10 protein-coding genes are annotated in these 12,495 nt (G+C 67.6%); 2 read left to right on the forward strand and 8 right to left on the reverse strand.

Going from position 1 to position 12,495, the window contains the following annotated elements; all coding sequences use genetic code 11:
* Positions 1-44 precede the first annotated feature (44 nt).
* From AC5Y4T_RS17955 to AC5Y4T_RS17970, 4 genes are all read right to left on the reverse strand, one after another.
* Entirely contained in the window at positions 45-1,937 is a 1,893-nt protein-coding gene (locus tag AC5Y4T_RS17955; protein WP_499921689.1) for a lysophospholipid acyltransferase, read from the reverse strand.
* Entirely contained in the window at positions 1,934-3,760 is a 1,827-nt protein-coding gene (fadD11, locus tag AC5Y4T_RS17960; RefSeq protein WP_499954625.1) for a fatty acid--CoA ligase FadD11, read from the reverse strand. The genes AC5Y4T_RS17955 and fadD11 overlap by 4 nt, the downstream gene beginning before the upstream one ends.
* 64 nt (positions 3,761-3,824) lie before the next feature.
* Positions 3,825-4,295 carry a VOC family protein gene (locus AC5Y4T_RS17965; protein WP_499954627.1) on the reverse strand — a complete coding sequence of 157 codons (471 nt, stop codon included), beginning with the start codon at positions 4,293-4,295 and terminating at the stop codon, positions 3,825-3,827.
* Positions 4,292-4,693: a helix-turn-helix domain-containing protein gene (locus AC5Y4T_RS17970; protein ID WP_499954629.1), complete on the reverse strand. Its 402-nt coding sequence runs from the start codon at positions 4,691-4,693 to the stop codon at positions 4,292-4,294. The genes AC5Y4T_RS17965 and AC5Y4T_RS17970 overlap by 4 nt, the downstream gene beginning before the upstream one ends.
* Positions 4,694-4,754: 61 nt before the next feature.
* On the opposite strand from AC5Y4T_RS17970, the gene AC5Y4T_RS17975 reads away from it, so the two are divergent.
* The gene (locus tag AC5Y4T_RS17975; protein ID WP_499954631.1) at positions 4,755-5,204 is read left to right on the forward strand and encodes a PPOX class F420-dependent oxidoreductase; all 450 of its coding nucleotides are present in this window, start codon (positions 4,755-4,757) and stop codon (positions 5,202-5,204) included.
* Entirely contained in the window at positions 5,201-6,139 is a 939-nt protein-coding gene (locus AC5Y4T_RS17980) for an MBL fold metallo-hydrolase (RefSeq protein ID WP_499954633.1), read from the forward strand. The genes AC5Y4T_RS17975 and AC5Y4T_RS17980 overlap by 4 nt, the downstream gene beginning before the upstream one ends.
* 96 nt (positions 6,140-6,235) lie before the next feature.
* Here AC5Y4T_RS17980 and dnaE read toward each other — a convergent pair whose 3' ends face one another.
* The 4 genes from dnaE to AC5Y4T_RS18000 all read right to left on the reverse strand — a co-directional run bounded on the left by dnaE (position 6,236) and on the right by AC5Y4T_RS18000 (position 12,290).
* Entirely contained in the window at positions 6,236-9,775 is a 3,540-nt protein-coding gene (gene dnaE / locus AC5Y4T_RS17985; RefSeq protein WP_499954635.1) for a DNA polymerase III subunit alpha, read from the reverse strand.
* A 123-nt stretch (positions 9,776-9,898) separates the two neighbouring features.
* Positions 9,899-10,330, reverse strand: coding sequence for a type II toxin-antitoxin system Rv0910 family toxin (locus AC5Y4T_RS17990; RefSeq protein ID WP_499954637.1), 432 nt, complete (start codon positions 10,328-10,330; stop codon positions 9,899-9,901).
* 111 nt (positions 10,331-10,441) lie between these two features.
* Entirely contained in the window at positions 10,442-11,245 is an 804-nt protein-coding gene (locus tag AC5Y4T_RS17995) for an SDR family NAD(P)-dependent oxidoreductase (protein ID WP_499954639.1), read from the reverse strand.
* A gap of 4 nt (positions 11,246-11,249) precedes the next feature.
* Entirely contained in the window at positions 11,250-12,290 is a 1,041-nt protein-coding gene (locus AC5Y4T_RS18000; RefSeq protein WP_499950757.1) for an SDR family NAD(P)-dependent oxidoreductase, read from the reverse strand.
* Positions 12,291-12,495 lie beyond the last annotated feature (205 nt).

Here is a 12,495-nt window from a genome sequence, read left to right on the forward strand (position 1 = left end):
CGTTAACGGTCCGTGAACCCCGCCGCTCGTCGGCAAACAGCGTCTCAGCGCGATCCGGCCAGCTCCGCAATGGTGTTGACCCGCCGGACAGCCGCCGCGATCTCGTCGGCGAACTCGCGACGCCGCCGGGCGATATCCAGGTCCTCGACGCCGCCCACCAACTCGCGATGCCGTGCCAGGCGCAGCGCCGTCTTGAACAACTCCATCGACCTCGATTCGGCGCTGGCGATCCTGCGTTGCAGCTCCCACTGCTTGCCCACCTCGAGGCACTCGGCCAGAAAAGCGTTCTCGTCGAATGATTCGTCGTCGTAGGCGGCGAGGCGGTCGGCGACGATGTGGTAGGCGTCCAGGAACGGGCGCAGCACGAGGTGCGCCAGCAAGACGTCGGCCTTCTCCAGCAGCCCGCGCACGTCGGCCGCGCCGGCCGCCTTGCTGGTGTCATCGACCCGCCCGAGCAGGCGCACCTCGTCGGCGAGTTCCTTCTCGAACTGCGCGCGCGCCGAGAACAAGAACTCGAATTTGAGCAACTCGCGCAGGCTTAGCGCCTCGTCGCGCACAGCCGTCGGTTGCACCAATCCGTCCACCGAACCCTCGGCGTCCTCTATGGCTGCCAGCAGTGCAGTCTCGGCGATCGCCCGGTCGACCACGATATGAATGGCGGCGTTGCGGTAGAACGCGGCGACCAGGTGCTGCTCCGCCCCGATGCCCCAGACCGGTTCGGTGCCGGCGTCGTACACGCTGACGACGCCGGAGGCGACCAGCTGGTGCAAGGTCCAGCGGATGGTCGAGCGATTCGTCAGGTCGGCTGCGCCGGCCACCGCCCAGTTGCGCGCCGCGATGTAGCTGGCCAACGGCCGCACGGTGGCCAGCACCTCGCTGATGGACAGTGAGCGATCGGCGCCCAGCAGCGCCAGGCTCACCACCGCCGTCGGGGTGACCGGCGTGGCTCGGTTGATGCGGTGCTCGACGTCCAGGGCGATCCGTTCGATCTCAGTGCCCGTGCCGGCCTCCTCGGCGCGCAGCTCCTCGAGCCGCTTGCGCAACGGCAGCGGTTCACCGAAATCGAGGTAGGCGCGGCCGAGCCGCTCGCCTTGCTGTCGCGCCAAGCGGACCAGGAAGCGAAAGTCTTCGGGCCGCTTGGTCGCACCGTAGGCCTCGGTGGTCATGGCCTCCACCTCGTGCAGTTGGTCGTACACGATCGAGGTCGGCACCAAATACACCTCGGGGCCCTCGATTTCGTCGACGGCATCGCTGATGTAGCGCAGGATTCCGAACACCGGCGGCCGCAGCTTGCCCGTCCTGGTCCGGCCGCCTTCGATCGACCAGGTCAGGTTGGCGTGGTTTTGCACCAGCTGCGCCGCATAGGCCCGCAGCACGAAACGGTAGACGGGAAGGTCCTTGGTCTGCCGCCGGATGAAAATGGTTCCGGTGCGTTTGGCCCAGGCGCCCATCGGAAAGAAGTTCAGGTTGGCGCCACCGAAGGTGAGCGCGGGCGACAGCCGGTTGGCCTGGATCACCTCGGGCAGCAACAGCCCATCGAGATAGGAGCGATGCGAAAAGGCAAACGCCAGCGTGGCTTTGCGGTCCAGCTTGCGCAGGTGCGCGATCTGGTCCTCATCGGTCAGTACATCGTAGGCACGCATCAGCCAGCAACTGAAGCTGCGCCACGCCTTCACGGCCCGCTCGTCGAGCGAGGGCGCCATTTCGCGCAGGTAGCAGGCGGCCTCGGCGCGCACGCTATCCGGCTCACGCCCGAGCTGGCGGGCCAACTCGACCAGCCGGTCGTCATACCATGGGGCGCTCAACAATTCGACGACCTCGGCCGGATCCGTCGACAGCGGTGACGCCGATTCCTCGAACATACCGGTGCGCTGCAACAGCTTTCGCACCCCCAGCCGGCCTATTTCCCGGGCGGTCGCCGCCGGTCCCCCGCTCATACCGGCTGCACCTTGGCGGCTTCGGCGGGCTCGTGCACCTCCGGATGCGGTTCGGGTGCATAAAGCTGCTCGATCTCGTCGGCGTATTTCGCCATGATCGGCTTGCGTTTGAGCTTCATCGTCAGCGTGATCTCGTCACCGCCGGGCTCCCACACGGTGGGCAGGATGCGGAACCGCTTGATCTGTTCAACCCGGGAGAGTTTGTCGTTGCCCGCCGCCACCCCGGCCGCGATCTCCGCGACCACCTCCGGGTCAGCCGCCAGGGCCGCGGGCGAGGCGTCGGTCAACCCGCGCTGGGCCGCATACGGGCCGACGGAGTCGGCGTCGAAGACCATCAGCGCGGTGTTGTACGGCCGTCCCTCACCGATGGTGATCATCACCCCGACCATGGGGCAGGAAGCCAGGATGGCGTTCTCGATATTGGCCGGCGACATGTTCTTTCCGGCCGCATTGATGATCAGCTCCTTCTTGCGGTCGACGATGCGCAGGTAACCCTCGGCGTCGACCTCGATGATGTCGCCGGTGTGCAGCCAGCCGTCGGCGTCGATCGCCTCGGCGGTCTTCGCGGGTTCCTTGCGGTAGCCCTTCATCACCAGCGGACCGCGGATCAGATATTCGCCGTCCTCGGCGACTTTGCCCTCGAGGCCGGGAAGCAGCTTGCCGACCGTGCCCAGCCGCGTGTCGTCCGGATGTGCCACGCTGGCAGCGCAACTCAGCTCCGACATGCCCCAAACCTCGCTGATCGGGATCCCGATCCCGGCGAAGAACGCCAGCGTCTCCTTGGGGATCGGCGCCGCGCCGGACACCGCCCAGCGCAATTCGCCGAACCCGAGCCGCTCGCGCAGCTTCGACAACACCAGCTCGTCGGCTTGGGCCCATTCGGCGGCCAGCTCCTCCGAGATCTCACGGCCGGCCACCAGAGCGTCGGCGCGCTTGCCGGCCACCGACAGCGCCCAGCGCAACGCCTGGCGCTTTGTCTCGTCGGCTTCGTTGGCGACAACGAATTCGATTGCGGCCTTGAGCTTCTCCCACACTCGCGGCACGGCCCCCCAGACAGTGGGCCGCACGTCGGGCAGGGCCGCGGCAACGGCACCCGCGTCAGCCACGGGAGTCACCTGGGTGCCGAACACCTCGAGGGGATACAGGGCCATCATCCGGTCGGCAATGTGGGCCGACGGCAGGTACGACGTGGTTCGATCGCCGAACCGGCTGCCCAACACGGCGTCGAGTCCGTACGCCTCGAACAGCAGACTGGAGTGCGTCATCTCCACCCCCTTGGGATTGCCGGTCGTCCCGGAGGTGTAGATGAGGGTGATGACGTCCTCGGGCCGCACCGCCCGCCAGGTCGCCTCGAAGTCGAAATCCGTTTGCGCGGCGCCATACAGGTCGTCCACGGAGAGGGTGCCGGGCGGCGTACCGTCGATGCAGACGATGTGCTCGATTGGCGCACCGCTGGCGCGAATGCGGTCGACGTACTGCTCCTCGCAGATCGCGACCTTGGTGCCGGCGTTGTCGAACAGGTACGTCAGCTGCTCGGCCGGCAGCGTGTTGTACACCGAAAACGATGTGGCCCCGAGGTGTTGGGCGCCGATCTCGAACGGGTAGAACTCGATCCGGTTGGCCATCATCAGCGACACCGTGTCGCCCCGCCGGACCCCCAGGCCGGCCAGGCCGGCGGCGACCTTGCGCACCTGCGTCGCGAGCTCTCGCCACGTCAACACCTGGGCGTCGCCGGGCGTCCGGAGCGCGACGGCCTCCGGATCGACCGACGCGGTGCGCTGGAAAGCCTCGCAGAAGGTGACCGGATCCTGCGCTGTCGTCATTTCCGTCCTCCTCGGCGGCGCGACATCAGCCCTGCCTTCGTGAGCCTACGTCCAGTTCGCACGTTCACGACCCGGGACGCCAGAGTTGCACCGTGCTCGTCGCGCCGCCGGGCAGTTCCACCAGCTCGATCGGCGTCCCGTCGGGGTCATAGACGAAGAACATCCGCACGCCGCCGATGTCGACGGGCGGCTCGGCGCGGACGCCGGCATGCTCGCGCGTCACCGTCTCGTAGGCGGCGTCGAGATCGTCGACGCGAAACGACATGTTGGTGTAGCCCAGGTGCGGACCGCTCGGGCACTCGGGCACCACGCCCAACGACAACAGCTCCACCATCGCCGCCCCGATCAGCCCGCCGATCATGCGGCCCCGCTGGGCGGCACCGCCGGTGACCGAATCCAGTCCCGCGCCTTCGAGTTCGACGTCGAACACCACGTCCATGCCCAGCACCGCGGTGTAGAACGCCAGGGAGGCCTCGATGTCCGAGACGCCGATGCAGACGTGGGAGAAGTTCTGCACCGCGATGGGATGGGTCATGCGGACTCCTTGTCGACGTGGGGTGGATGAATGCCGCAGGTACAGGCGTCAATCGAGGGGCACGTGCAGCGCATCCCCCACTCGATGACGGCCCGGGCGCGCGCCAGCGACTCCATGTGCGCGTCGATCTCGGCTAGTTTGGCCTCGGCCAGGGCGCGGCTGACCGGCCGTCCGGGAGCGTCGTCGGCGAACAGCAGCTGGATCTCCTCCAGCGAGAACCCGGCGGACTTGCACAGCGCGATCACCTCGAGGCGGGCCAGGATCGAGTCGTCGTAGCGGCGCTGGCCGCCCAGCCGCGCCGGCTCGGGCACCAGGCCGATCTGCTCGTAGTAACGCAACGCTGTCGCGGCCACCCCGGCCCGGCGCGCCACCTCCCCGATCGTCAGGCTTGGCGCCATCGCAATCTCCCGAGAATTGGATGCTTGACTTAGAGCCAACTCTAAGTCATTGACTGGCGTCATGACCATCCCCCGATACGCGGAACTCAACCGTTCTCGCTATGCCCTGCTGCGATCATTCCGCCGCGACGGCACGCCCGTCGGCACCCCGATCTGGTTCGCGTTCGACGACGACGGCGGCGTGTTGTTCCGGACCAAGGTCGGCCCGAAGACCAGGCGGCTGGCCGCGCGCCGTGGCGTCGAACTCGTCCCGTGCGACTACCGGGGCCAGGTGCACCCCGGCGCGACGACGGTGGCCGGCCGCGCCACGGTGCTGTCCGGTGCCGAGGCCGCCCGCGCCAACCGCGTGCTGCACCGGCGCTACGGCTGGCAGTGGAACATTCTCCCGCTGATCAAGCTTCCCGGCGTGACCAACGTGCACCGAGACCTGTGCGCGCGAGAGAAGCTGCGGCGCGCCCGCGATCGCGGCGTGTGGCCGGACAGCGTCATCGTGCGGGTGGAGCTGCCATGACGCGCGCCACGACGTCGGACCCCGTCCGCTCCCCCGGCTTGCGCCAATGCTGCGGTGCGGCAGCGGGATTGGTGCTGGGCATGGTGCGCCCTAGGCGGCCCGACGAGCGGTTCCTGCGCAGCGTCGTCGACGCGGGTCTGCCGGATCCCGGCGGCACCGTGACGGTGACGGCGCTGCCCCAACTGCCGCGCCCGGTGCCGACCGCCGCCATCGTGGAGGGCGCCTTCACCCCGGCGCGCATCGAGAACTCGCTCACGTCGTTCGTCGTCACCCACCCGGCGGCGACGTTCATCGTAGACCCCGCGGTCTGCGGCGACGTCGAGCGACGAGCGATCGCCCAGCTGCCCGCCGTGCTGCGGGTGGCGGTCCGCCCGCCGGCCGGCACGATCCCCACCCGCACCGCACTGAACGGCCTGCCCGACGCTCGCCTGGATTTCGCGCTTCCCACCCACGCGCACTGGGACCATGTGTCGGGTCTGCTGGATCTACCGGGTCTCCCCGTGTACCTGCACCGCCGCGAGCACAGCTGGATCGGCTCGGGTGGCGTCGCGCCCGTCGGCGGCGTGCGCGATTCGCTGCGCGACCGGCCCGTCAACGAATACGACCTGGACGGTCCGCCGGTGCTGACCTTCACCGCCAGCCATGACCTCTTCGGCGACCACTCGGTGCTGCTGGTCGACCTTGCCGGGCACACCCCGGGCAGCGTCGGGGTGCTCGCCCACACCGCACGAGGATGGATCCTGATCGCGGGCGACGCCGGCTGGCACTACTTGCAGATCGACAAGATCCGGCAGAAGTCAAGCTATCCAGGCAATTTGGTGGACGAGGATCGTGACGAGACCTTCAAGACCCTGCAGCGCCTACACCTGGCGCGGCATGCGGTCACAATCATCCCGACCCACGATCACCAGGCCGCGTTGCGATTGGCCGGTTAGCCGTCGGCGCTCGAGTGTGAGGTTAGCTTCACATTCGAACGCGAGTGTGAAACTAACTTCACACTCGCGGAGGAGCGGCGGTGGGCGCGCCGGCGTCTACCCGCCCAGGCAGCCCGGGCCGAGCAACGCCTTGAGGTCCCCCATCAGCGCCGGCGACGGCGTAACCCGAAGGGAGGCATCCAGTTCCAGGGTGGTGATCCGGTCCCCGCTGATCAGCCGCAGATGCACCTGCGCCGTGCCGGGGTGACGAGCCAGCACCTGCTTGAGCGCGGTGACCTTGTCGATGGTGCACTGCCGTGTCGGCAGGCTGACCGCCAGCGGCCGGTTCGGCTGCGCATTGGAAAAGTCCGGCACCACAAGTTCGTTGGCGATCAGCGCGACGCGGTCGTCGCGCAGCGATACCTTGGCCTTGATCAGCACCACGGCGTCGTCGGCGATCTCGGACCCGTACACGGAGTACGCCTGCGGGAAGAACATCACCTCGATGCCACCGGTGAGGTCCTCCAATTGAGCGGACGCCCAAGGCATCCCGTTCTTGTTGACCCGCCGGTTGACCGACGCGAGGATGCCCCCGACCCGCACCTGGGCGTCGTTGGGGACATCACCGTCGAGGATGGCCGGGATCTGGGTGTCGACCTGCGCGGTCAACAGGTGCGCCACCTGGTTGAGCGGATGCCCGGACACGTACAGGCCCAGCATCTCTCGCTCCAGGGCGAGCTTGTGCTTGTCCTCCCACTCGTCGTCGGGCACTTTGATGTTGAACACGGAGTCGCAGCCGACCCCGTCTTCCCCGCCGCCGAACAGGTCGAACTGGCCCATCGCCTCGGCTTTCTTGGTGCCCAGCACCGAGTCGACCGCGTCGGTATGCACCAGGAACAGGCCCTTACGGGCGTGACCCAGCGAGTCGAATGCCCCCGCCTTGATCAGCGACTCGGTGACCTTCTTGTTGCAGGCCGCGACGTCGATCTTGTTCAGGTAGTCCGAAAAGTCGGTGAATTTGCCTTTGCCGTTGCGGGTGCCGATCAGCGAGCCGACCACGTTGGCGCCGACGTTGCGCACCGCGCCGAGCCCGAACCGGATGTCCCGCCCCACCGAGGCGAAGTTCACCAGCGACTCGTTGACGTCCGGCGGCAGCACGGTGATGCCGAGCTTTCTGCAGTCGGCCAGGTAGACGGCCGCCTTGTCCTTGTCGTCGCCCACCGACGTCAGCAGGCCGGCCATGTACTCGGCCGGATAGTTGGCCTTGAGGTAGGCGGTCCAGTAGGAGACCAGGCCGTAGCCGGCCGCGTGCGACTTGTTGAACGCGTAACCGGCGAACGGAAGAATGGTGTCCCACAACGCTTTCACCGCCTTTTCGGAGAAGCCGTTGGCGGTCATGCCCTCATAGAAGCCCTTGTACTCGGCCTCGAGCACCTCGAGCTTCTTCTTACCCATCGCCTTACGCAGCGCGTCGGCCTTGCCCATGGTGTAGGAGGCGACCTTCTGGGCGATGAACATGATCTGCTCTTGGTAGACGATCAGGCCGTGGGTCTCGGCCAGGATCTCGCGCAGCGGCTCCTCGAGCTCGGGGTGGATCGGCTTGACCGCCTGACGACCGTTCTTGCGGTCCGCGTAGTCGTTGTGGGCGTTCATGCCCATCGGGCCGGGGCGGTACAGCGCCAGCACCGCGACGATGTCGTTGAACTCGGTGGGCTGCATGCGGCGCAACAGATCTCGCATCGGCCCACCGTCGAGCTGGAACACGCCCAGGGTGTCGCCGCGGCCGAGCAGCTCATAGGTGGGCTTGTCGTCCAGCGGCACCGATTCCAGGTCGAGGTCGATTCCCCTGTTGCTCTTGATGTTCTCCAGGGCGTCGCCGATGATCGTCAGGTTTCGCAGGCCCAGGAAGTCCATCTTCAGCAGGCCGATGGCCTCACACGACGGGTAGTCCCAGCCGGTGATGATCGCGCCGTCCTGGGGCCGCTTCCACAGCGGAATGGCCTCGGTCAGCGGCTCGCTGCTCATGATCACCGCGCACGCGTGCACACCGGCGTTGCGGATCAGGCCCTCCAGGCCGCGCGCGGTCTGGTAGATGGTGCGCACGTCCGGGTCCGTTTCGATCAGGCCGCGGACCGCGGCGGCCTCCTTGAACCGCTCATGGCCCGGGTCGGTGATGCCCGACAGCGGAATGTCCTTGGCCATGATCGGCGGCGGTAGCGCCTTGGTGATCCGGTCGGCGATCGCGAAGCCGGGCTGGCCATAGTGGATGCGGGCCGAATCCTTCAGCGCCGCTTTGGTTTTGATGGTGCCGAAGGTGATGACCTGGGCGACGCGGTCGGAGCCCCACTTCTCGGCGGCGTAGCGCACCATCTCGCCGCGACGACGGTCGTCGAAGTCGATGTCGATGTCGGGCGCCGACGGGCGTTCCGGGTTGAGGAAGCGCTCGAACAGCAGACCGTGCGGGATCGGGTCGATGTTGGTGATGCCCAGCGCGTAGGCCACCAGCGAGCCCGCCGCCGAGCCACGCCCCGGCCCCACCCGGATGTCGACCGACCGCGCGTAGTTGATCAGGTCGGCGACGATCAGGAAGTAGGACGGGAAGCCCTTGTCGCAGATGACCTTGATCTCGTACTCGGCCCGGTCGATGTAGTCCTGGCCGACACCGGACGGAAAGCGGCGCGCCAACCCGGCCAGCACCTCGTGGTGCAGCCAGCTCGCCTGGTCGTGACCCTCGGGCACCGGGAAGATCGGCATCCGGTCGCGCGGCGCCCACACCTCGTCGTAGGACTGCACCCGCTCGGCGATCAGCAGGGTCGAGTCGCAGGCACCGGGGACCTCGCCGTCCCAGATCTGTCGCATCTCGGCGGCCGACTTCAGGTAGTAGCCGTCGCCGTCGAACTTGAACCGGTTGGGGTCCGAGAGCGTCTTGCCGGTCTGCACGCACAGCAGCGCCTCGTGGTTGTGGGCGGCGTCGCGGGTGACGTAGTGGCAGTCGTTGGTGGCCAGCGGCGGGATGCCCAGCTTGCGGCCGATCTCCAGCAGCCCGTCGCGGACCCGCGTCTCGATGGACAGCCCGTGGTCCATCAGCTCCAGGAAGTAGTTGTCGGCGCCGAAGATCTCGCGCCACTTGGCGGCCGACTCCAGCGCCTCGCGCTCATGGCCCAGCCGCAGCCGGGTCTGCACCTCACCCGACGGGCAGCCGGTGGTGGCGATGATGCCCTCGGCGTGTTCGGCGATGATCTCGGCGTCCATCCGCGACCACTTGCCGAGCTGACCCTCGAACGACGCCAGCGAGGACAGCTTGAACAGGTTGCGCAGGCCGGTGGCGTTCTCGGCCACCATCGTCATGTGCGTGTAGGAGCCGCTGCCCGACACGTCGTCCGACTTCTGGCCCGGGTCGCCCCACAGGATGCGCCGCGTGTCGAAGCGCGAGGCCGGCGCGATGTAGGCCTCGACGCCGATGATCGGCTTGATCCCGGCCTTGGTCGCCGCGTTGTAGAACTCGCTGGCGCCGAACATGTTTCCGTGGTCGGTCATCCCGACCGCGGGCATTTGCAGCCGGTCCACCTCGGCCAGCATCGGCGCGATCTTCGCGGCACCGTCCAACATCGAATACTCGGTGTGGTTGTGCAGGTGCACGAAGGACGAGTGGTTCATAGGGACGCCAGTCTATGACCGCGGACCGACACGAGTTCGGCGTGTCGCGGCGTGTGTCTGTGTTTATTGGTGGCGACCCGCCCGCGCCCAGCTTCGCCGCGCTTGCGATCGCCACGAACCGGTTTATCCGTACAACTCGACGAAGTTCTGCAGTGACTTCGCGACGTCGCCCTTGACGGCGCGCGCCGCCGCCGAGCCCACCGGACCGAACAGCGGCCGTCCGCCCAGTTCGAGGCGCAGACCCAGCGTCGAACCATCCGCCGTGGGCCGCACGCTGAGGGTGACGGCGTATTTGGCCCCGCCCTTGCCGGACCCTGACATCGCCATCTCGTGCGGCGGGTCCCACGTGGTGACCGTCCAAGTCACCCGGTTGCGCAGTCCCTTGGCCCGCGCCACGCCGACGATCTGGGTGCCCTCGGCGATCTCGTCGGGCAGTTCGCCACGCCATCCCTCGTGCATGATCAGCCAGTCGCCCAGGTCCGACAGGTCGGAGACGTGGTCCCACATGTCCTGCGGGGTCATCGGGACGTCGGCGGTCAGGTCCACAGCAGCCACGCGAATCCTCCTTGCTCACTCCCCGACCGCCACGCTGGCGTGACGCTAGGTGCTCGATGCCACGCTAGCGTGACGTCCGCAAGCGGGAGGTGCCCCCAGCTCGGCGAAAGATTACTTCTTGGGCCCGCCGCGGAATCGGTTGCCGATCCGGATGCCGGGCAAAAGCAGGCTGCGCGGCGCGAACCGGCCGCCAGTGCTGACCACCTTGGGCACCACGCCGGGCACCACCGTCCGCCGGCCGGACAGCATGCCGCCGATGGCCGCCTCGGCCACGTCGCGCGGCGACACCTGCGCAATGGGGATGCTGAACCGCTCGGCATTGGCGATCTCGGCCCACTCCGTCGGCACCGGCCCCGGGCACAGACAGGTGACCGACACGCCCGTCCCGTGCAACTCCTCGTGCACCGCTTCGGAGAACGTCTGCACGAAAGCCTTGGTGGCCGAGTACACCGCCATGAAGGGCACCGGCTGAAACCCCGCGATGGACGCGATGTTCATCACCGCGCCGGTACCGCGCTTGACCATGCCCGGCAACGTCGCGTGGGTCAGTTCCATCAACGCCAGCGCATTGAGGGTGACCTCTTCGCTCTCGCGCTCCAGCGGCAGCTCGTGAAACACCCCGCTGGTCCCGAAACCGGCGCTGTTGCACAGGCCGGCGATCGGCTCGCTGCGCAACCGGTCCGCCAATTTGCCACGGCCCTTGCTGTCGCCGAGGTCCAGCGGCAGCACCTCGATGGCGACCGAGTACTCCTGGCCGACCTCGTTGGCCAACTCGTCGAGGCGCTCGCGGCGCCGCGCGACCAGCAACAGCGGGAAGCCACGGCGGGCCAGCCCGCGAGCCAGTTCGGCGCCGATGCCGGACGACGCGCCGGTGATGACAACGGTGGTTTGAATGTCAGGTTTTGGAAGGCTCATGGTGTCACCAATGTATCCCTCGGGTCGCCCGCACGAAGTTCTCGCTGCGTCTGTCGAATTCCGTTGTGTCAGTTGATGCTTCACTGCCCTTCGCGGCGCTGGAGTCGCCGAACATGGCGAACGCCCGATTGCGCACCCGATCCATCACCGCCGGGTTGACGGCGTCGGCGACAGCGGCGAACTGCCCGAACGGCGAGCTGGCCCGGCGGGGCCGGTGCACGATCGCGTCCGCGATCACCCCGGCCGCCTGGTCCGGCGTCAGCGCCGGGAACTTGTCGTAGAGCGTGGTCGGGCTGATCATCGGGGTGCGCACCAAAGCCATGTGCACGGTGGTGAACTTGACGCCGTCGTTGACGGTCTCGGCCTGCAGCGAGTCGCACAGGCTGTCCAGCGCGGCCTTGCTGGCGATGTAGGCGCCGAAGCGCGGCGCGCGGGTCTGCACGCCCACCGAGGAGACGTTGACGATGTGCCCGTATCCGCGCTCGCGCATCCCGGGGATGAACTTGAGGATCAGCTGAACCGCGCCCAGGTAGTTCAGCTGCATGGTCCGCTGATAGTCGTGAATGCGGTCGTAGGACAGCTCGAGTGAGCGCCGGATCGACCGCCCGGCGTTGTTGACCAGGATGTCGACGCCGCCGACGTCGCTGAGCACCTGGTCGGCCATGGCCGCGATCGCGTCCATGTCGGACAGGTCGCAGGGATACACCTCGGCGGTGCCGCCGTCGCCGCGGATCTCGTCGGCGACCTTCTCCAGATTCTCCCGGGTGCGGGCGACCAGCGCCACGGTCCCCCCGGCCTCGGCGATCTTCTTCGCGGCAGCCTCACCGATGCCCGACGATCCCCCGGTGATCAGGACGGTCTTGCCCTTGACGGCCTCCTCGAGCGTGCGGCCCTGCACCGCGTCCAGCAGGTTCCGCAGATAGAACGGCCGGTACCGTCCGGCCGAGTTCGGGGTGTTGACGAGGTGAGACACCGTAGCCAGCGGCTTTTCCACCAGGTTTCCGATCGAGTTCTCCACCAAGTTCGTTAAGTCACCAAGATTCATCGGCTTTCGCTCCTGATGATGTGAGCCCCCCGACCGCAACTGGCCTGCCCGTAGACCACGACCGCCTTGCGGGGCTGTGCGAGTGATGTGACGTGCATCATTAAGCCAACCTAGGACATCGGCGGCTCACCCCGATGCGGATTGCGGTCATGTAACACCGCGACCACTCTCACGGCCCGACCAGTACTACCGCCAGCGTTGGGCA

This window comes from Mycobacterium sp. NGS11, assembly GCF_059813315.1.